This is a genomic window from Paraburkholderia sp. HD33-4, assembly GCF_021390635.1.
Classification (GTDB): Bacteria; Pseudomonadota; Gammaproteobacteria; order Burkholderiales; family Burkholderiaceae; genus Paraburkholderia.
Genome location: NZ_JAJEJS010000003.1, coordinates 1,546,463 through 1,566,607 on the forward strand (window position 1 = coordinate 1,546,463; position 20,145 = coordinate 1,566,607).

The following is a 20,145-nucleotide window of genomic DNA, read 5'->3' on the forward strand; positions in this document are numbered from 1 at the left end:
CATTTCATGTCTGATTCACTGTTCACCAAGCACCAGAAGGTTCTCAATGAAGCGGTGGCCGCGATCCACACTCGCGGCTACTGGAGTCCGTTCAGCGAAATGCCGAGTCCGAGGGCATACGGCGAAACCGCCGCGGCCGACGGCGAGGCTGCCTTCAGGCGTCATCTCGGTCAGCACTTCGAACTCGATCAGCCGAGCAACAACGGCACGGCCGGCAGGGAAAGATCCCCGTTTGGCTTGCAGTTGAACGTGCGATATCCGAAGCCCGACGCCGACACCCTGTTCGCCGCCGTTGAAACGGCGCAGGCCGAATGGCGTAAAGCGGGTCCGAAGGCATGGGCCGGCGTCAGCCTGGAGATCCTCGCGCGCCTGAACAAGGCAAGCTTCGAGATTGCGCACAGCGTGATGCATACCACCGGCCAGGCTTTCATGATGGCCTTTCAGGCGGGCGGGCCGCACGCACAGGACCGCGCGCTGGAAGCGATCGCCTATGCGTGGAACGAATTGCGCCGCATTCCCGATGAAGCGTACTGGGAAAAGCCGCAAGGCAAGAACCCGCCGCTCGTGATGAAAAAGCACTATACGGTGATGCCGCGCGGCATCGGCCTCGTGATCGGCTGCTGCACCTTCCCGACGTGGAATAGCTACCCGGGGATGTTCGCCAGTCTCGCGACGGGCAACGCCGTGGTCGTCAAGCCTCATCCCGCCGCGATCCTGCCGCTTGCCATCACGGTCCGGATCGCACGCGAAGTGCTCGCCGAAGCGGGTTTCGATCCGAACGTCGTCACGCTGTTCGCCACCGACCCCGACGATGGTCTGATCGTCCAGGCGCTGGCCACCCGTCCGGAAGTTCGCCTGATCGACTTCACCGGCAGTTCGGCCAATGGCTACTGGCTCGAGCATCATGCGAGGCAAGCCTCCGTCTATACGGAAAAGGCGGGGGTCAACCAGATCATCATCGATTCCGTGGACGACATCGGGCCGGCGGTTCGCAATATCGCGTTTTCGCTTGCGCTCTACTCGGGGCAGATGTGCACCGCGCCCCAGAATATTTATGTGCCGCGCGACGGCATCAAGACCGCGCATGGCGTCATGTCGTTCGACGCTGTTGCCGCGGCGCTCGTCGAGGCGCTCGACAAGCTGACCTCGGAAACCGCCAAGGTCGTCGAAGTGACCGGCGCGATCCAGAACGCCGGAGTGCTGGCGCGCATCGAGCGCGCGCGTAAAGTCGGCACGTTGCTGCTCGACAGCCGCTCTCTTACACACCCCGCGTGGCCCGATGCGGAAGTGCGCACACCACTGCTTGCACAACTGGACGCCCGCAAAGACGAAGCCACGTTCGCGGCGGAATGGTTCGGCCCGATAGCATTCGTCATCGCAACGGACTCGACCGCTCAGTCGGTCGAACTCGCCGGCCGGACTGCAAAGACCGGCGGCGCGCTGACGCTGTCGGTCTACAGCACCGACGAAAATGTGATCGACGCCGCCTACGAGGCAGCGCTGCAGGGTGGCGTCGCGCTTTCCGTCAATCTGACCGGCGGCGTGTTCGTGAACCAGTCCGCGGCCTTCTCCGACTACCACGGCACCGGAGGCAACCCGGCTGCCAACGCATCGCTCACCGACGCAGCGTTCGTCGCCAACCGATTCCGTGTGGTCCAGTTGCGGCGTCACGCGCCACCGCGCGAACCCGCACATGTGTGACCGCACCACGCAACCCCGTTGCGGATGCAAAACCTGTATCGCTCAATATCTCTACCGGAAAACACCATGACCGAAGCCTTTATCTGTGATGCCATTCGCACTCCATTTGGACGTTATGCAGGTGTACTGAAGGATGTTCGCGCGGACGATCTCGGCGCCGTGCCGATTCACGCGCTGATGCAGCGCAATCCGTCGGTGGACTGGCAGCAGGTCGCAGACGTTCTCTACGGATGCGCCAACCAGGCCGGCGAGGACAATCGCAACGTCGCACGCATGTCCGCGTTGCTCGCGGGTTTGCCGATCGACGTGCCCGGCTCCACGATCAACCGGCTGTGCGGCTCGGGTATGGACGCGGTGGGCAGCGCCGCGCGCGCGATCCGGGCGGGCGATGGCGACCTTTACATTGCGGGCGGCGTCGAAAGCATGACGCGCGCACCTTTTGTGGTCGGCAAGTCGGCGTCGGCGTTCTCGCGTTCGGCCGAAATCCATGACACGACGATCGGCTGGCGCTTCGTCAATTCGCTGATGCGCAGCCAGTACGGTGTCGACTCGATGCCGGAAACGGCCGAGAACGTGGCCGGCGACTTCGGCGTGGACCGCGAGTCGCAAGACCGCTTTGCGATGCGCAGCCAGCAACGCGCGGCGCGCGCTCAGGCGGATGGCACGCTGGCCCAGGAAATCACCGCGGTGCGCATTCCTCAAAAGAAGGGCGAGCCCCTGGTGGTCGATCGCGACGAACATCCGCGCGAGACCTCGCTCGAGGCGCTGGCAAAACTCAAAGGTGTCGTGCGCCCCGATGGAACGGTCACGGCGGGTAACGCGTCGGGCGTCAACGACGGCGCCTGCGCGCTGTTGATCGCGGGCGAAGAGGCAGCGAAGCGCAACCATCTGACGCCGCGCGCCCGCATCCTCGGCATGGCCACGGCAGGCGTCGCGCCGCGCATCATGGGGATCGGACCCGCGCCCGCAACCGAGAAGCTGCTTGCCCGTCTCGGCATGACCCTCGACCAGTTCGACGTGATCGAGCTGAACGAAGCCTTCGCCTCACAAGGTATCGCGGTGCTGCGCCGCCTCGGCGTTGCGGAAGACGATTCCCGCGTCAATCCGAATGGCGGAGCGATCGCGTTGGGTCATCCGCTCGGCGCTTCGGGTGCCCGGCTGGTCACCACGGCAACCTACGAACTCGAACGCCGCAATGCACGCTTCGCGCTCTGCACGATGTGCATCGGCGTGGGCCAGGGCATCGCGATTGCGATCGAGCGCGTTTGAGCGGAGCCATCAGCATGTCGAACGCATTGAAGACCTCTACGATCGTCGGCATCGTCGGCGCGGGCGCGATGGGCGCGGGCATCGCTCAGGTGGCCGCGCTCGCCGGGCACCGGGTCGCCCTGTTCGATCTCGATGCCGCTACGGTCGCCAAGGCCATTACGGGCATCGCCGCGAACCTCGCCAGACTCGTCGAGAAGGGCCGCCTTGACGCGACGGCTGCCGCTCGAGCGAGCGAAAGGCTGTTTGCGGTCGACCAGCTGGCCGGGATGCGCGATGCGGGGCTCATCATCGAGGCCGTCGCTGAACGGCTGGAAGTGAAGCGCAAGATTTTCGGCGAACTCGAACAGCACGTGGCCGACACCTGCATCCTCGCGACCAACACCTCGTCGATCTCCGTCACGGCGATTGGTGCGACGCTGAAGATCCCGTCGCGCCTCGCAGGCATGCACTTCTTCAATCCCGCGCCCGTGATGGCGCTGGTCGAAGTGGTCAGTGGTCTCGCCACGTCGGCGGACGTCGCCACCTGCGTGTACGAGACGGCGTCCGCCTGGGGCAAGACGCCCGTCTACGCGCGCTCGACGCCCGGCTTCATCGTGAACCGCGTGGCCCGTCCGTTTTATGCGGAAGGTCTGCGGCTTCTGAACGAGCAGGCAGCGAGCGCCGAGTCGATCGATGAGGTGATCCGCGAGGCCGGCGGCTTCCGGATGGGGCCATTCGAACTGATGGACCTGATCGGACACGACGTCAACTTTGCAGTCACCGAGTCGGTGTTTCGTGCGTATTTCAACGATCCCCGCTTCACGCCGTCGTTGATCCAGCAGGAACTGGTCAATGCGGGTTTTCTGGGCCGCAAATCGGGGCGCGGCTTCTACGACTATGGTCCGAACGCCACGCGTCCAAGCCCGTGCATTGCGCCGCTCGCGGATTCTCCGCGGGTCGTCAAACTGTTTGCGCAGTCCGGCGTGATCGCGCGGCTTCAACAAAGGCTGCTGGATGCCGGGCTCGTCACAGAAACGATGCCGGAAGCGGAAAGTCCCGACGGTGTGGTCGCGCAGATCGACGACGCGCTGCTGCGACTGACCGACGGGCGCACGGCAACTCAGTGCGCTCACGATATGGGTCACGACAACGTGGTTCTCGTCGACCTCGCGCTCGACTACGCCGGCGGCAGCACGGTCGCGCTCGCCCGTGCGCGGCAATGCAGTGACGAAGCCTATGCTGCAGTCGTCGGCGCGATGCAGGCGGCCGGCTACTCGGTCGTGCCGATGGCCGACGTGGCCGGCATGATCGTGATGCGAACCGTCGCGATGCTGGTGAATGAAGCGGCCGATGCGGTCAATCAGGGCGTGTGCACGGCCGCGGACCTTGATCTGGCGATGGAAAAAGGCGTCAACTATCCGTTGGGCCCATTACGGTGGGCGGATCAGGCGGGCGTCGCGCTGTTCTCTACGGTGCTGGGCAACCTCTGCACCCATTACGGTGAAGACCGGTATCGCGTCTCACCGCTATTAGCCGCACTGTCGTGGTCGGGGGCGTCATGGCACGCCCGCCCCGCCATCGACCGTGCTGCCTGACTCGAAACAACCCAATTCCAGTAATCAGGAGACTCCCATGGTCCGACGCACCCCCCAATCCGACGAACTCGAACCGATCGAACGTGCCAGCCGCGACGAGCTGCAGGCGCTGCAACTGACGCGCCTCAAATGGTCGCTCCGCCATGCCTACGACAACGTGCCGCATTACCGCCAGGCGTTCGATGCCGCCGGCGTGCATCCGGACGATCTGAAGGAGCTCGCCGATCTGGCAAAGTTTCCGACCATGTCGAAGAAGGACCTGCGCGACAACTATCCGTTCGGTCTCTTTGCAGTGCCACGCGACCAGGTGGTGCGTGTGCACGCATCGAGCGGGACCACGGGCAAGCCGACGGTCGTGGGCTACACGGCACGCGACATCGATACCTGGGCCGACATCGTCGCGCGTTCGATCCGCGCCGCCGGCGGCCGTCGCGGTGACACGCTGCACAACGCGTTCGGCTATGGCCTGTTCACGGGCGGACTGGGCATTCACTACGGCGCGGAGCGGCTCGGCTGCATGGTGGTGCCGATGTCCGGCGGCCAGACGGAGAAGCAGGTTCAGTTGATCCGCGACTTCGAACCGTCGATCATTCTGGTCACGCCTTCCTACATGCTGAACCTACTCGACGAGATGACGCGGCAAGGGATGAATCCGGCCGAATCGTCGCTGAAGGTCGGTGTCTTCGGCGGCGAGCCGTGGACGCAGGCGATGCGCAGTGAAATCGAAACGCGCGCGGGAATCGACGCGGTCGACATTTACGGTCTCTCCGAAGTGATGGGCCCCGGCGTCGCGGCGGAGTGCATCGAAAGCAAGGACGGTCCGGTGATCTGGGAAGACCACTTCTACCCGGAAATCATCGACCCCGTAACCGGCGAGGTGCTCCCGGAAGGCAGCGAAGGCGAACTGGTCTTCACTTCGCTGACGAAGGAAGCCATGCCGGCCATCCGCTATCGCACGCGCGATCTGACCTCGCTGCTGCCCCCGACTTCCCGCGCGATGCGCCGGCTCGCGAAGATCACCGGACGCTCGGACGACATGCTGATCATTCGCGGCGTCAACGTGTTTCCGAGCCAGATCGAAGAGCTGATTCTCGCGATCCCCAAGCTGAGCGCGCAGTATCAGTTGACGGTCAAACGCGACGGGCATCTGGATTCGCTGGGTGTGTGTGTCGAAGCACGGCCGGAAGTCGGCGAGTCGTTGAGCGACCATGATCGGGCGGCGCTCGCGCGCGAACTGCAGCATCGCATCAAAACGATGGTGGGCGTGTCGACGACGGTCTCGGTCGCGCTGGCCGGACATATCCCGATGACCGCCACGGGGAAGGCGAAACGCGTGGTCGATCTGCGGGGCTCGAACCTGTAAGCAACGGCCGCTGCGCGAGCGGACGTGGTTTTGGCGACGCACCAGCGTGATCGTGCGTCGCCGCTATTCGATCGCAACCTCGTCCGGATGCCGGGCGCCCTGCAAATACCGCTGTGCGCGGAAACAGAAAATGGGCGCCGCGCATCCTCATCAGGCATAAGTACAACGCCTGCATCCAGGCGTCCCCTTCTGCACCGCTTCCTTTTAGCGCCGCTTCTCCCCCTGCCTGACAGAGTCTTTAGCGAGTTTAGCCTCGCGCTTGCGGCCCACAGCCGCTGACGCCTCCCGAAACGATGCGGCACACGCTTCGCCTAGCGCGATCAGAGCATCGGTGAGTTGCGCCATGTGCGTTTCCATCGATCTGTTGTCGCCGGATTGAAACGAAACGAACGCGCCGTCGAAGCCGAGCATGCCGAAATACGCCAGTTCTTCGGCGACCGCTGACGCCACGTCGTTTCCTTCGGCGCTGAACGCATTTCGGATCATCTCGCGCATGTAGTCGCGGCCCTCGTTGCGTACCTCGATCACCGTCTGGATCGCCTCGGGCTCCGCAGCCTCGTTGCTCATGACCATGACGACCAGCAGGCGCAGGAAGTTCTCGCGGTGCTCGAACACCTCCCCCGTCTTCTTCAGGTACCAGCCCAGACGCTCCCGCGACGTGCCGTCCTCGGGAGGATTCTGGTGAGCCTCGCGCATCGCGGCGAAAAAACCCCGCGCGCCCTGGGCCATCACCTCCGCCAACAGCCCGGCCTTGGAGCCGAAATGGTGATAAATCGCGCTCTTCGGGATTCCGGTTGCTTCGACCAGCGCCGACATCGAGGTGCCGGTGTAGCCATAGGCGGACATCACGCGGGCGGCCGCGTCGAGGATTTCCTGGCGCGATCGCTGGCCGCGCCGATTGCCGATTTGCTGTGCATTTTCCATCCCAAAAGTATACCGCTTCGCCCTCTTTCCTCCCGTATTGGACCGATCGGTTCATTACTGGTTTGCCCTGGCTGTTCTAGATTGGACCGATCGGTACACTAATTCAACTGCGGGAATGAGCCAGACCAGCACCTGGGACGGGCGTCGTTCCTCATCGCCCGATGTAGACACGAGGGCGCACCGGAAAAGTGCTACGCAACAATTCAGGCCAATGGGCCGTCATCAGATCCTGAACATAAGGAGAGCTATGCAAAGCGTGTCGACACTGGGGTATATGGTTCTTGGCGTAAGCGACCTGACAGCATGGGAGGAGTTCGCCGTCAACGTGCTTGGTTTGCAGGTTGGAAGACGAGTCGCCGGCGAATCGCTCGGTCTGCGTATGGACGACTACGAGCAGCGATTTCTGCTGGTCAACAGTGAACTCGACGACTTCCTCGCCGCAGGCTGGGAGTTCGAAACGGATGCGCAGCTCGACGCTTTCGTCGATCAGGCGCGCGCCCGCGGCGCCGAGATCGCCGAAGCCGACCGGGCAACTGCTGAACAGCGCCGCGTAGCCCGCCTCTTCGTATGCCACGATCCCGACGGCATCAGCCACGAGTTCTACAGCTGTGCATACCGGGCTCACACGCGCGACGCGTTCCGCTCCCCGGTACTGCGCGGAGCGTTCAGCACAGGACGTCTGGGCGCCGGCCACTTCGTCACCGTGCCGAAGCAGAGTGAGCGTGCCAAGGCGTTTTGCGAGGACGTGCTCGGCCTGAAACTCAGCGACTCCATCACTGGCGAGGCCGCACCGGGCGTGAACCTCGACGTTACTTTCTTCCACGCACGCAGCGGACGTCACCACTCGCTGGCGGTCGCGGAAGTGCCATTCCCGGTACCCAAACGGATCCACCACATCATGGTCGAGTGCACCGATGCCAACGACGTCGGCCTCGCCTACGATCGCTGCAAACAGGCCGGCGTGCCGATCCTGATGGAACTGGGTCATCACCCCAACGACCAGATGTTTTCGTTCTACATGATCTCGCCGTCCGGCTTCGCGATCGAATTCGGCGCGGGCGGCATCGTAGTGAACGACGACACATGGGAAATCAGGCGCTACACCGAACTCAGCGACTGGGGGCACAAACTGAATCCGCCGCCCGGCGCGCCGGCCCCGAACGCGCATTGAATCCCGACGCATCTCATAGATCGACTGCAAGACCCTATTCCTGGAGCCAAAGCATGACCTTGACCGAAGCCGGTACCAGCAAGTTCGTGACGATCAACGAACCTGGACTCGAGAATTTCACCATCCATTTCAACGACGCCGGTCATGGCCCGGCCGTCGCGATGCTGCACGGCGGCGGGCCCGGCGCAAGCGGCTGGAGCAACTACTACCGCAACGTCGACGCGCTGGTGAACGCGGGATTCCGTGTGCTGCTGATCGACAGCCCCGGCTTCAACAAATCAGGCGAGATCGTCAGCGACGTGCCGCGCAACCTGCTGAACGCGCGCGCAACCAAAGGGGTGCTCGACACGCTCGGCATCGACAACGCGCATCTGGTCGGCAACTCGATGGGCGGAGCCTCGGCACTGAGCTTCGCGCTCGAGTTTCCGGAACGCCTGGATCGCATGGTGTTAATGGGACCTGGCGCTCAGGGTCCGAGCATCATCCAGCCTCAGCCGGGTGAAGGCATCAAGCGCATGTTCAAGCTGTATGCGGAACCCACCTACGAGAACTTCGAGGCCATGCTCGAAGTGTTCGTGTACCGGCCTGGCGCAATCACCGACGAATTGCGCCGCGGACGCTGGAGCAACATCGAGTCGAACCTGAACCACCTGAAGAACTTCATCGCAAGCTCGAAACTCTGCCCCGTGACGACATGGGACCTGTCCGCCCGCTTTCCGGAAATCGGCCACAAGACGCTGATCACATGGGGCCGCGACGACCGCTTCGTGCCCATCGATCACGGCCTGCGCATGATCAACACGTTGCAGGATGCACGACTCCATATCCTGCCTCAGTGCGGCCACTGGGCTCAGTGGGAGCACGCCGACGAGTTCAACCGCCTCGTCATCGACTTCCTGAATAACTAATAAAAACGAGGCGACGGACCGCAGTCGAATCCAGGCTGCGTGCCATTTCCGATAACGACCAGATGGAGACAATCTATGCAAACTGATACGGAGAACGAATCTCCTGGAACAAGCGCCGGCCGTCTGCATGGCTGGCTGCTCGTCGCGACCTGCTGGCTCGCATCGGCGGGCGCCGTGCTGATCGCCCCCGTGCTGCCGTTCATGCAGCGCGCGTTCGCCGACCGGCCGAACGCGAACGTTCTCACGCTGATCGTGCTGGTGATCCCGGGCCTGATGATCGCGCTGTTCAGCCCGCTGATGGGTGCGCTGATCGATGCCGTCGGACGCAAGCGGCTTTACCTGATCTCGATTGCGATCTACGCCGTCGCGGGCGCACTGCCGTTCTGGTTGCATAGCCTCTACTCGATTCTCGCGACGCGTGTCGTGGTCGGCATCGCCGAGGCCGCGATCACCACGATCTCGACCACGCTCACCGCCGACTACTTCAGCGGAAAAGAACGCGAAAAATGGTTGACCGTCCAACTCGGTTCGGCCTCCATCGTCGCCGTGGTGATGTTCGCGCTGGGCGGCATTCTCGGAGGTTTTGCCACGGGTTGGCGCACGCCGTTCCTCGTCTACGCCGGCGCGGCGCTGTTTTTGCCTCTGATCGCCGTGTTCGTTTGGGAGCCCGCCGAAACCCGGGAAAACCGCCCCGAAGCTAGCGTTCGTCTGCCCTTTGCGTGGCGTCAGATTTCGCACGTCTGTGTGATGTCGCTGTTCACCGCCGTGATGTACTTCGTGATCACGATCCAGATCAGCTTCCTGCTGACGGCGCGTGGCGTGACGACTCCCGCCGTCATCGGCATTGGCAGTGCGATCGCCAACGCTGGGGTGCCGTTCGGCGCCTACGTATTTCATCGACTGTCGGGCTGGGCCATCAACCGGTTGCTGGTCGTTTCGTTCGCGGTTATCGCGGCGGGCTTCTACATCGTGTCCAGCGTGGCCGATGTCAACCTGCTGGTCGCCGGTGCATTCATCGCGTGTTTTGGTGGCGGCATCGTGATGCCGCTGATGCTGAACTGGATCATGGTGCGCCTGCCGTTCGCGCATCGCGGCCGCGGTGCCGGCAGTTACATGGCGGCCTTTTTCCTCGGCAACTTCCTCAGTCCGCTGATCGTGGCCGGCGTAGCGGCCAAAACAGGCAGTCTGTTCACGGCGATTGGCCTGCTGGCGGCAATCTGCGCAGCCGTCGCCGTCATCGCGCTGGCACTGGTGCTGCTCAAACGTGGCCCGACCGAAGCCATCGGCGCACACACCCAATTTCCGCTGCCGCATTGAGCATCCAATCTATCTAGTGGAGACAAGATATGACCTATGAGTACGACGCCGAGGTCGCCATCGTCGGCTATGGACCAACCGGCGTGATCGCCGCGCTGACCCTCGCGAAACACGGCATTTCCACCATCGCGTTCGAGCAACACAAAGACATTTACCAGCGCGCACGGGCCGTCACCGTCAACGACTGGACGATGCGCATCTTCCAGAACCTCGGCGTCGACGAGCTCGTGTTGAAGCAGATCGATCCGCAACGCGCGCTGCGCTGGATGCTCTATGACGGCACCGAGATCTTGCGCATCGAGCACCCGCCTTCAACGCTCGGTATCAAGCCGCGCTTCTTCAACATCTATCAGCCGACGATGGAGTCGACGTTGCGCGAATGCGCGGCAAAGCACGCCGAATACATCGACGTGCACTACGGCTTCGAGGTCGTGTCGCTGGAGCAGGATGAAAGCGGCGTCACGGTCACCGCGAGAGACCTTGCGACGGGCGAAACCAAACGCAGCCGCGTGCGCTATGTGATCGGCTGCGACGGCGGCAGCAGTGCCACGCGCGGCATGCTCGACGTGAAGCTGCTGGGTGATACGCTCGACGTGCAGTGGATCGTGATCGACTGCCGCGTCAAGCGTTGGTGGCCCGATCGCAACCTGCTGACGTTCTGGTCCGACAAGGAACGCCCGGTGGTGGACATCGCACTGTCTGGCGGCAACCACCGCTGGGAACTGCCGCTGAAGCCTACCGAGTCGGAAGCCGACTTCGCGACGAACGACGACGTCTGGCCGCTGCTGAAGGCGCTCGGCGTCACCGAGGACGATGTCGAAATTCACCAGTACGCGTTCTACCGCCACCATACGCGGATGGCCGACAAGTGGCGGGTCGGGCGTGTGTTCCTCGCGGGCGACGCGGCGCATCTGATGCCGCCCTGGGCTGGCGCGGGCATGCAAACCGGAATGCGCGACGCGTTCGATCTGGGCTGGAAGCTCGCCCGCGTGCTCAACGGTACGCTGCCCGAGCCGTTCCTCGACACCTACGAGACGGAGCGCCGGCCCAACGCGGCGTTCTATACCGGACTTGCGGTTCAACTCGGCCGCATCATCAAGCAGGAGCTCTCCGAGGAAGAACAGGCCGCGCTCAACGCACCGCCTGCGCCGGACGCGCCGGAGCAGCCGCTCATCGCGCCGCCGGTGCTCCAGGCCGGCTGGCTGCGCGGTCCGCTCGCTAGCGACAGCATCGTGGGCCGCATGGTGCCGCAACCGGTCGTGGGCGACAACCGCGGGGTGATGGCACGGCTGGACGATCTGCTCGGCGATGGCTTCGTGCTGCTCGGCGACGACGTCGATCCCGCCACGCTGCTCACGCCGGATGAGAAGGCGGCGTGGGACCAGCTCGGCGCTCGCTACATCGCGCTGCGCCAGCAGGATCAGCACACCCAGGGCTGCGACGAATTCGTCGACCTCGACGGTGTACTGCGACCATGGTTGCGCAAGTACGGTGCGCGCGCGGTGGCACTACGACCGGATCGCTTCGTCGCCTGCGCCGACGTCAGCGGCCTTGCAGCACCTGCCTGACCCGTTGCGCCACACCACCTCGGTCGACGAGTGGGTGGGCGGTTAATTCCGCCTGCCCGCGATCCGACACGCGGGTGGCCGCCACGCCATCCGCGACGCCTCAAACCACGGAGAAACTTCAATATGCTTGATGCCACCGTCGTCAATGCGCTGGCCGCGCGCCTGCGCAACGCTGAAGCGGCGCGCCAGACCATAGCGCCTGTGCGCGGCGACATCGCGCGGGGCGGCCTACCGCTGGGCGGCCTACCGCTCGACGACATCGCCACCGCCTACGCGGTGCAGCAGGCCAACGTCGACCTGCGCATCGCGAACGGCGAGCGGATCGTCGGTCGCAAGATCGGCCTCACGTCGCTCGCCGTGCAGAAGCAGCTCGGCGTCGACCAGCCGGACTTCGGCGCGCTGTTCGAGAGCATGGCCTACGGCGACAGCGAACCGATGCCGCTGTCGAAGCTGATCCAGCCGAAGGTCGAAGCCGAAATCGCACTCGTGCTCGAACGCGACCTCACGCACGAGAAGCATTCGTTCGTCGACGTCCTGCGCGCCAGTGCGTACGCACTGGCCGCGATCGAGATCGTGGACAGCCGCATCCAGAACTGGGACATCCGCTTCGTCGACACCGTGGCCGACAACGCGTCGAGCGCGCTGTTCGTGCTCGGCAGCCGCCCCGTGTCGCTTTCGCAGATCGACCTCGCTGCGTGCGCGATGACGCTCTCGCGCGACGGCGAGGTGCTCTCGCGCGGCAACGGCGCGGCCTGCCTCGGCAATCCGCTGAACGCCGCCGTGTGGCTCGCCGATCGGATGGTCCAGCTCGGCACGCCGCTTCGCGCCGGCGACGTCGTGCTGACCGGCGCGCTCGGCCCGATGGTCGCCGTCAAGGAACCGGGCACCTACTGCGCGCAGATCGAAGGCCTCGGCAGCGTCCGCGCGATCTTTACCGCTTGATTCAGGACTTCACATGGCTTCCGAAAAACTCAAGGCCGCGATCATCGGCTCGGGCAATATCGGCACGGATCTGATGATCAAGATCCTGCGCAATAGCCGCCATCTGGAGATGGCGGCGATGGTCGGCATCGACGCCGCTTCCGACGGCCTCGCGCGCGCCGCTCGGCTTGGCGTCGCGACGACGCATGAAGGCGTGGAAGGTCTTACGCGTCTGCCCGGGTTCGAAGACATCGACTTCGTATTCGATGCGACCTCGGCCGGCGCACACGTGAAGAACGATGCGCTGTTGCGCAAGTTGAAGCCTTCGATTCGCGTGATCGATCTGACGCCCGCGGCGATCGGCCCGTACTGCGTGCCGGTCGTCAATCTCGACACGCATCTCGATGCGCTCAACGTGAACATGGTCACGTGCGGCGGACAGGCGACGATCCCGATGGTCGCGGCCGTGTCGCGCGTGGCGAAGGTGCATTACGCGGAGATCGTCGCGTCGATCAGCAGCAAGTCGGCGGGTCCGGGCACACGCGCGAACATCGACGAATTCACCGAGACGACTTCGAAGGCGATCGAAGTGGTGGGCGGCGCGGCGAAAGGCAAGGCGATCATCGTGCTCAACCCGGCCGAGCCGCCGGTGATGATGCGCGACACCGTCTATACGCTGTCCGATCTCGCCGATCGCGCGAAGGTCGAAGCGTCGATCGAGCAGATGGCCGCCGCGGTGCAGTCGTACGTGCCAGGCTATCGCCTGAAGCAGAAGGTGCAGTTCGACGAAATCCCCGCTAGCGCACCGCTGAACATTCCGGGTCTCGGCAAGTTCAGTGGTCTGAAGACGTCGATCTTCATCGAGGTCGAAGGCGCTGCGCACTATCTGCCCGCCTACGCGGGCAATCTCGACATCATGACTTCGGCCGCGCTCGCGACCGCCGAGCGCATGGCGCAGGCGCTCGTGCAGGCATCAGAGGCTTAAGGACACTTCCCGCATGGACAAGAAACTGTATATCTCCGATGTGACGCTGCGCGACGGCAGCCACGCCATTCGTCATCAGTATTCGATTCAGAACGTGCAGGACATCGCGCGCGCATTGGACCGCGCGAAGGTGGACAGCATCGAGGTCGCACATGGCGATGGCCTGCAAGGGTCGAGCTTCAACTACGGCTTCGGCGCGCATAGCGACCTCGAATGGATCGAAGCGGTGGCCGACGTCGTCGAGCACGCGCAGATCGCGACGCTGCTGTTGCCCGGTATCGGCACGATCCACGATCTGAAGGCCGCGTACCAGGCGGGCGCGCGCATCGTGCGTGTCGCCACGCATTGCACCGAGGCGGACATCTCGAAGCAGCACATCGAATACGCGCGCGAACTCGGCATGGACACTGTCGGCTTCCTGATGATGAGCCACATGACCACGCCGGAGAATCTCGCCGTCGAAGCGAAGAAGATGGAGAGCTACGGCGCGACCTGCATCTACGTGGTCGACTCGGGCGGCGCGCTGACGATGAACGACGTACGCGAGCGCTTCCGAGCGGTGAAGGCCGTGCTGAAACCCGAAACGCAGACGGGCATGCACGCGCATCACAACCTGTCGCTCGGCGTGGCGAACTCGATGGTCGCGGTGGAAGAAGGCTGCGACCGCATCGATGCATCGCTCGCGGGCATGGGTGCGGGTGCCGGCAATGCACCGCTCGAGGTGTTCATCGCGGCGGCCGAGCGCATGGGCTGGAATCACGGCACTGATCTCTACACGCTGATGGACGCCGCCGACGACGTCGTGCGTCCGCTGCAGGACCGGCCGGTTCGTGTGGACCGCGAAACGCTCGCGCTCGGCTATGCGGGCGTGTATTCGAGCTTCCTGCGTCATTCCGAAGTGGCCGCGAAGAAATACGGCCTGAAGACCGTCGACATTCTCGTCGAGCTGGGCAAGCGCCGCATGGTCGGCGGCCAGGAAGACATGATCGTCGACGTGGCGCTCGACTTGAAGCAGGTAAGCAAGGCCTGATGAGAGCGGATTAGCCGCCTCATTGAAGCTGAAAAAAGATCGATTAGATAAACAGTCTGGAGACGGGAATGAAGAAGCATTCCATTGCAATTCTTTTAGGATCCCTGCCTTTTGGGTACGCCTTCGCGCAGAGCAACGTCACGCTGTACGGCCTGATAGATGGCGGCGTCTCCTATGTGTCGAACCAGGGTGGACATTCGGTAACGAAGTTCGACGACGGCATCTTTACGCCGAACCTGTTCGGCTTGCAGGGAGCCGAGGATATCGGCGCCGGAAACAAGGTGATTTTCAAGCTGGAGAACCAGTTCCAGCTGGGCACGGGCGCGACCGTACAACCGGGAATCTTCGGGCGGAACGCTTACGTGGGCCTCGATAGTTCGAGCTTCGGCAAGCTGACTTTCGGCAATGTCTACGATTTCATGTCGACCTCGCTGACCGAAGCAGGCAATGCTCCCGCCGTGTTCACTGGCGGCTTGTACAACTTCGCCGCCGGCCCGTTCCAGAAGCTGAACATTCCGCAAAACCCCACAGGCTGGTTCGACTGGAGCCGCACGAGCGGCACGCCGACGGCCAATTCGATCAAGTATCAATCTCCGGTGTTTGCGGGCCTGTCCGCAGGCGCACTGTATTCGCCTGGCGGAGTGGCGGGCTCGTTCGGATCGAACTCGACCATGAGTTTCGGGCTGAATTACGGTGCCGGTCCGTTCGGCGTCGGAGCCGCCTACACACAGGCGAAATATCCGGGCTCCAGCAACGGCTCGCCGCAGATTCCGATCACGAACTGGGGTGTCGGCGCACACTATGTAATCGGCCCCGTCTACACGGTCGCGGACTTCACGACCGTGCGCAACTCGTACAACGGTGCCGCTGCCTATGCCGCACAAGTCGGCGCGAGCTGGCAGATCACCCCGGCGTGGTCTTTCGGTGCGAACTATATGTACATGAAGGGTAACGAGGAACTCGCGAACAACCACGCGAATCAGCTTGGCGCAACGCTGAACTACTCGCTGTCGAAGCGGAGCATGGTCTATGCGCAGGGCGTCTATCAGAAAGCGAGCGCGGGTGCGCAGGCTGCCATCAACGGCATCATGGGTCCGACCGGATCGTCCAGCACGACGTCCCAGGCCATCGCGCGCGTCGGCCTTCGCACTGCGTTCTGATATCCGGCTGTTCCCGTAGTTTCATCCGGATCGGGCCCGCCAGGGAAACGCGGCGGGCCTGAAATCATCCGCCCGTACGGCGTGATGGAATGGCCCGCGCTGCTGCGCAAGCTGGACCGGATCGATCCATCGTATCGGCAATAGGCGGCGAAAAATAGTAAGGACGCCGCCATGACTGGCGGCGCCCTCTGCACCCGGATCAGCGTATCAGCGGCAACGCGCAAAAAGCTTCACGCCGACGAAGCCGTCGAAGCCTCCCGCCCCGTGCGCCGCCGATAGAGCCCAAGCGTCGCGGCCAGCCCGCACAGCGCGGCGAAACTGAGCCAGTAGCCGGGAGCGGCTTTGTCGTGCGTGGCTTCGATCAGGAAGGTCGATACGGCCGGCGTGAAACCGCCGAAGACCGCCGTCGCGAGACTGAACGCCAGCGAAAAACCCGCGACGCGCACTTCCGCCGGCATGACCTCGGTGAGCGCGGCGACCATCGCGCCGTTATACATGCCGAAGAAGAACGAGAACCACAGCAGCACGCTCAGCATGCGGCCGAAGCTAGGCGCTGCGGCGAGCCAGGACAAGGCCGGATACGCGGTGAAGATCGCCAGGATCGAAATGGCGAGCAGAATCGGCTTGCGGCCGATCCGATCCGATAGCGCGCCGCCGATCGGCAGCCAGATGAAGTTCGACACGCCCACCAGCAACGTCACCATCAGGCTGTCCGACGTCGACAGTTTGAGCACGGATTTGCCGAAGGTCGGCGTGTAGACGGTGATCAGGTAGAAGGTGGTTGTCGTCATCGCGGTGAGCAGCATGCCTGCGATCACCGTGCGCCAGTTGCTGAGCAGCATTGCGAAGATTTCGCGCGTCTGCGGATGATGCCGGCGCGCCTCGAATGCGGCGGTTTCCTGCAGCGAGCGGCGCAGCATGAACAGGAACGGCACGATCGCGCAGCCGATGAAAAACGGAATGCGCCAGCCCCACGCGCCGATCTGCTGCGCGCTCATCCAGTGATTCAGTCCGTAGCCGAGCGCCGCCGCCATCACGATCGCCACCTGCTGGCTGGCCGACTGCCAGCTCGTGTAGAAGCCCCTTGCGCCGGGCGTGGCCATTTCCGCGAGATACACCGACACGCCGCCCAACTCCGCGCCCGCCGAGAAACCCTGCAACAGCCGCCCGAGCAGAACCAGCGCGGGCGCGAGCAGGCCGATGGTCGCATAGCCCGGTACGCAGGCGATCAGGATCGTGCCGCTCGCCATGATCGACAGCGTGACGATCAGGCCGGTACGCCTGCCCACCCTGTCGATGTAGGCGCCGAGAAAGATCGCGCCGAGCGGACGCATCAGAAAGCCCGCGCCGAACACGGCGAAGGTCAGCATCAGCGACGCGAACTCGCTCGACGCCGGAAAGAATATCTTCGAGATCGACGTGGCGTAGAAGCCGAACAGAAAGAAGTCGAACTGTTCGAGGAAGTTGCCGCTCGTCACGCGCAGTACGGTCGCGGCTTTGGACCGGCGCGAGCCGCTCGGCGTGCCGGCTAGTGGCCCGGTAGCGTTCATGGATGTGTCTCCTGTTGTTGGTATGCCGGAAAGCGGCGCGTGTCGCGCCTAGTCCGAGCCCAGCCCCAGCGTATTGGGCTGGCGCTTTTCGATAGATGATTTGAGCAGCGCCGCCGACCGGAAAATACCGTGCGCGAACTTGCCGTAGGGAAGCGTCGCGAACAATGCGATCACGATGCCCAGATGCACCGCCAGCAGCCACGGCATCGCCGCCGTTGCGCGCAGCGCCAGCAGCCCGAGGCCCGATGCGCTCGTGAGCAACAGCAACGCGATGAAGGCACGGTCCATCGGGCGCTGGCGCGCATCGCCCTGCTCGGGATGGCGCTTCAGGTTGAGCCACAGGAGCCCCAATGGCCCCACGATCAGCCCGATTCCGCCCGCCGTCCCGAGCAATACCGGAGCGCTAAAGAACGCATACGGTGCTTCCTCGCCGAGCACGTAGTGATACAGCGTCGCCACCACCGTTGCCGCAAAGCACATCATGAAGCCGTAGAACGTGAAGTGGTGAAAACGCCGCCGCGCGAGCGTGAAGGCATCGTTCGATTCGTTGCAGCCGTCGCCATGTCCGCCGTCGAGATACTTCAGCGTCAGCGCGTTTTTTGCCGCTTCCGTCACGGCCGGCGTGCTCGCGTTCGCGGTTCCCGGCGACACGTCGCGCCAGAAGCGCGTCACGCCGATGCCAAGCGCGACGATAGCGAACAGGAAGACCGCGCCGAACATCGCCGCCAGCAGGTTGTGCGGGAAGATGGCGTAAAAGTTCGCGGCCGCGACGTCGCGGCTCAAACCGCCATTCAGCGCCGTGCCGAGCAGCAGAAAGAGCGCGAGCCCCGCCGCGAGCGCGACCGACAGCGTCACGCCATTGCGCTTGTACAACCCGCCGAGCGCCTTCGGCCATGCGTATTCGGTGTAGGTTTCGAGCCGCACTTTCGCCATCGCCTGCGGCACGTTGACCGCGAATTCGTGCGGCGGTGCGTACTGGCACGCGTGGTAGCAGGCGCCGCAGTTATGGCACAGGTTCGCGAGATAGTTGACGTCGGCCTTGCCGAATTCGAGGCGCCGTGTCATCGCCGGGAATACGGCGCAGAAACCTTCGCAATAGCGGCAGGCGTTGCAGATCTGCATCTGGCGCGCCACTTCGCCTTCGCTGTCGGTCATCGGCACGATGGGAATCACGCGGGAGCCGCCACGCGCGCGCGCAATGTCCTGCTTCGATTCGAACCCCGCGGCGCGGGTGCGTTCGGGCGCGAGCGTTTCAGTTTGCTGCACAGGAAACCTCCGTTGTCTGCAGTGCGGCGCGCGCGGCCTGAGTGCCGGCAATGCGCCCGAACGCCGTGCCGATCGACATGCCGACACCCGCGGTATAGCCCTTGCCGAGCACGTTGCCCGCCATCATCTCGCCCGCGACGAAGAGGTTCTCGCTCGCTTCGCCGCCGAAGTGCACCTGGGCGCGGTCGTTGGTCTTGAGGCCGAGGTAGGTGAACGTGATGCCGGGGCGCAATGCGTAGCCGTAGAACGGCGGCGTGTCGATGGGCCGCGCCCAGTGCGTTTTGGGCGGCGTGATGCTCTCGGTATGGCAGTCGTCGAGCGCGGTGTGATCGAAGGTGCCGACCCGGCATGCCTCGTTGTAGCGCGACAGCGTTTCCACGAAGCGTGCTTCCGGCAGCTTAAGCTGCCGCGCGAGTTCGGGCAGCGTGTCGGCCTTCACGCCCGGAAAAACCGGCGGCATGAAACGGCCGATCGCCTTCGAATCGATGATCGAGTAGCCGATCTGCCCCGGCTGATGTGCAACGAGGCGCCCCCAGATCGCGTAGCGCTTCGGCCAGAAGTCTTCGCCTTCGTCGTAGAAGCGCTCGGCATCGCGATTGACGACCACGCCGAGCGACACGCAGTCGATGCGCGTGCAAATGCCGCCGTCATAGAGCGGCGCGCGCGCATCGATGGCCACGCAGTGCGACTGCGACGGATCGCCGATCATGTCCGCGCCGGCATCCATCATGTGGCGGATCAGCACGCCCTTGTTGAAACGCGTGCCGCGGATCAGGAAGTTGTCGGCGGGCCATTCGCCGCGCTCGTTTTGCCCCCAGGCCTCGCGCAGCCATTCGCGGTTCGATTCGAAGCCGCCCGCCGCCAGCACGCAGGCGCGCGCCTCGAAGCGCTGAGCGCCGCTCCTCGCCGCGACGAAACGGCCGCCGTCGAGTTCGAGCGAATCGACGGGCGTGTCGTAGCGGATTTCGACACCCAGCGCCTCGGCGCTGCGGTAATAGGCATTCACGAGCGCCTTGCCGCCACCCATGAAAAACGCGTTGGTGCGCGCCACATGCAGCGCGCCCGACAGCGGCGGCTGAAAACGTACGCCGTGCTTTTGCATCCACGGCCGGCATGACGACGACGCACGAATCGTCAGGCGCGCGAGATGCTCATTGGTGATGCCGCCGGTGACCTTCAGCAGGTCTTGCCAGAATTCTTCTTCCGGATAGGCATCGACGAGCACGTCCTGCGGCGCGTCGTGCATGCAGCGCAGATTGCGGGTGTGTTGGGAATTGCCGCCGCGCCACTCGCGCGGCGCCGATTCCAGCAGCAGAACCGAGGCGCCGGCTTCGCGCGCCATCAATGCGGCGCAGAGCGCCGCATTGCCTCCTCCGATTACGAGTACATCGACCATCGTGTGAGCCTCCTTTCGGACGCACTCTAAAGGTCGCGCTCG

General features: G+C 64.0%; 16 protein-coding genes and 1 pseudogene. 13 read left to right on the forward strand and 4 right to left on the reverse strand.

The genetic code is table 11. The features are described from left to right. The first annotated feature begins 6 nt into the window (after nt 1-6). The 4 genes from paaN to paaK all read left to right on the forward strand — a co-directional run bounded on the left by paaN (nt 7) and on the right by paaK (nt 5,907). Complete coding sequence (paaN, locus tag L0U84_RS41575) at nt 7-1,701, forward strand: phenylacetic acid degradation protein PaaN (protein ID WP_233859638.1); 1,695 nt, start codon at nt 7-9, stop codon at nt 1,699-1,701. A gap of 66 nt (nt 1,702-1,767) precedes the next feature. Next, complete coding sequence (gene pcaF / locus L0U84_RS41580; protein WP_233859639.1) at nt 1,768-2,970, forward strand: 3-oxoadipyl-CoA thiolase; 1,203 nt, start codon at nt 1,768-1,770, stop codon at nt 2,968-2,970. A gap of 14 nt (nt 2,971-2,984) precedes the next feature. Continuing rightward, the gene (paaH, locus tag L0U84_RS41585; protein ID WP_233859645.1) at nt 2,985-4,544 is read left to right on the forward strand and encodes a 3-hydroxyacyl-CoA dehydrogenase PaaH; all 1,560 of its coding nucleotides are present in this window, start codon (nt 2,985-2,987) and stop codon (nt 4,542-4,544) included. A 37-nt stretch (nt 4,545-4,581) separates the two neighbouring features. Continuing rightward, a complete protein-coding gene (paaK, locus tag L0U84_RS41590; protein ID WP_233859653.1) occupies nt 4,582-5,907 on the forward strand; it encodes a phenylacetate--CoA ligase PaaK in 1,326 nt (441 codons plus the stop codon). 204 nt (nt 5,908-6,111) lie between these two features. On the opposite strand, the gene L0U84_RS41595 is transcribed toward paaK, so the two are convergent. Next, the gene (locus L0U84_RS41595) at nt 6,112-6,831 is read right to left on the reverse strand and encodes a TetR/AcrR family transcriptional regulator (protein WP_233859654.1); all 720 of its coding nucleotides are present in this window, start codon (nt 6,829-6,831) and stop codon (nt 6,112-6,114) included. A gap of 115 nt (nt 6,832-6,946) precedes the next feature. On the opposite strand from L0U84_RS41595, the gene L0U84_RS41600 reads away from it, so the two are divergent. The 9 genes and pseudogenes from L0U84_RS41600 to L0U84_RS44325 all read left to right on the forward strand — a co-directional run. Continuing rightward, complete coding sequence (locus tag L0U84_RS41600) at nt 6,947-8,002, forward strand: VOC family protein (protein ID WP_233859655.1); 1,056 nt, start codon at nt 6,947-6,949, stop codon at nt 8,000-8,002. A gap of 53 nt (nt 8,003-8,055) precedes the next feature. Beyond that, entirely contained in the window at nt 8,056-8,910 is an 855-nt protein-coding gene (gene bphD, locus L0U84_RS41605) for a 2-hydroxy-6-oxo-6-phenylhexa-2,4-dienoate hydrolase (RefSeq protein ID WP_233859656.1), read from the forward strand. A gap of 75 nt (nt 8,911-8,985) precedes the next feature. Continuing rightward, on the forward strand, nt 8,986-10,227 hold the full coding sequence (locus tag L0U84_RS41610) for an MFS transporter (protein ID WP_233859658.1): 1,242 nt from the start codon (nt 8,986-8,988) through the stop codon (nt 10,225-10,227). Nucleotides 10,228-10,256: 29 nt separating this feature from the next. Further along, nucleotides 10,257-11,795, forward strand: coding sequence for a bifunctional 3-(3-hydroxy-phenyl)propionate/3-hydroxycinnamic acid hydroxylase (locus tag L0U84_RS41615; protein ID WP_233859660.1), 1,539 nt, complete (start codon nt 10,257-10,259; stop codon nt 11,793-11,795). Between the two features lie 123 nt (nt 11,796-11,918). Continuing rightward, the gene (locus L0U84_RS41620; RefSeq protein ID WP_233859662.1) at nt 11,919-12,737 is read left to right on the forward strand and encodes a 2-keto-4-pentenoate hydratase; all 819 of its coding nucleotides are present in this window, start codon (nt 11,919-11,921) and stop codon (nt 12,735-12,737) included. Between the two features lie 13 nt (nt 12,738-12,750). Next, nucleotides 12,751-13,701 (forward strand): acetaldehyde dehydrogenase (acetylating), encoded by a 951-nt coding sequence (locus tag L0U84_RS41625; RefSeq protein WP_233859664.1) that lies wholly within the window; start codon nt 12,751-12,753, stop codon nt 13,699-13,701. A 13-nt stretch (nt 13,702-13,714) separates the two neighbouring features. Next, on the forward strand, nt 13,715-14,731 hold the full coding sequence (dmpG, locus tag L0U84_RS41630; protein WP_233859668.1) for a 4-hydroxy-2-oxovalerate aldolase: 1,017 nt from the start codon (nt 13,715-13,717) through the stop codon (nt 14,729-14,731). A gap of 68 nt (nt 14,732-14,799) precedes the next feature. Continuing rightward, nucleotides 14,800-15,891: a porin gene (locus L0U84_RS41635; protein ID WP_233859674.1), complete on the forward strand. Its 1,092-nt coding sequence runs from the start codon at nt 14,800-14,802 to the stop codon at nt 15,889-15,891. A 57-nt stretch (nt 15,892-15,948) separates the two neighbouring features. Beyond that, nucleotides 15,949-16,035 (forward strand): annotated as a pseudogene (locus L0U84_RS44325) (class II aldolase/adducin family protein); the annotation flags it as partial. A gap of 86 nt (nt 16,036-16,121) precedes the next feature. On the opposite strand, the gene L0U84_RS41640 reads toward L0U84_RS44325, so the two are convergent. Genes L0U84_RS41640 through tcuA form a run of 3 tightly spaced genes read right to left on the reverse strand, consistent with a single transcriptional unit; the run spans nt 16,122 to nt 20,103 of the window. Then, a complete protein-coding gene (locus L0U84_RS41640) occupies nt 16,122-17,441 on the reverse strand; it encodes an MFS transporter (protein ID WP_233859676.1) in 1,320 nt (439 codons plus the stop codon). Nucleotides 17,442-17,489: 48 nt separating this feature from the next. Further along, nucleotides 17,490-18,707, reverse strand: coding sequence for a tricarballylate utilization 4Fe-4S protein TcuB (gene tcuB, locus L0U84_RS41645; RefSeq protein ID WP_326491249.1), 1,218 nt, complete (start codon nt 18,705-18,707; stop codon nt 17,490-17,492). Then, nucleotides 18,694-20,103, reverse strand: a complete 1,410-nt coding sequence (gene tcuA / locus L0U84_RS41650) for an FAD-dependent tricarballylate dehydrogenase TcuA (RefSeq protein WP_233859678.1) — start codon at nt 20,101-20,103, stop codon at nt 18,694-18,696. The genes tcuB and tcuA overlap by 14 nt, the downstream gene beginning before the upstream one ends. Nucleotides 20,104-20,145: the final 42 nt, after the last annotated feature.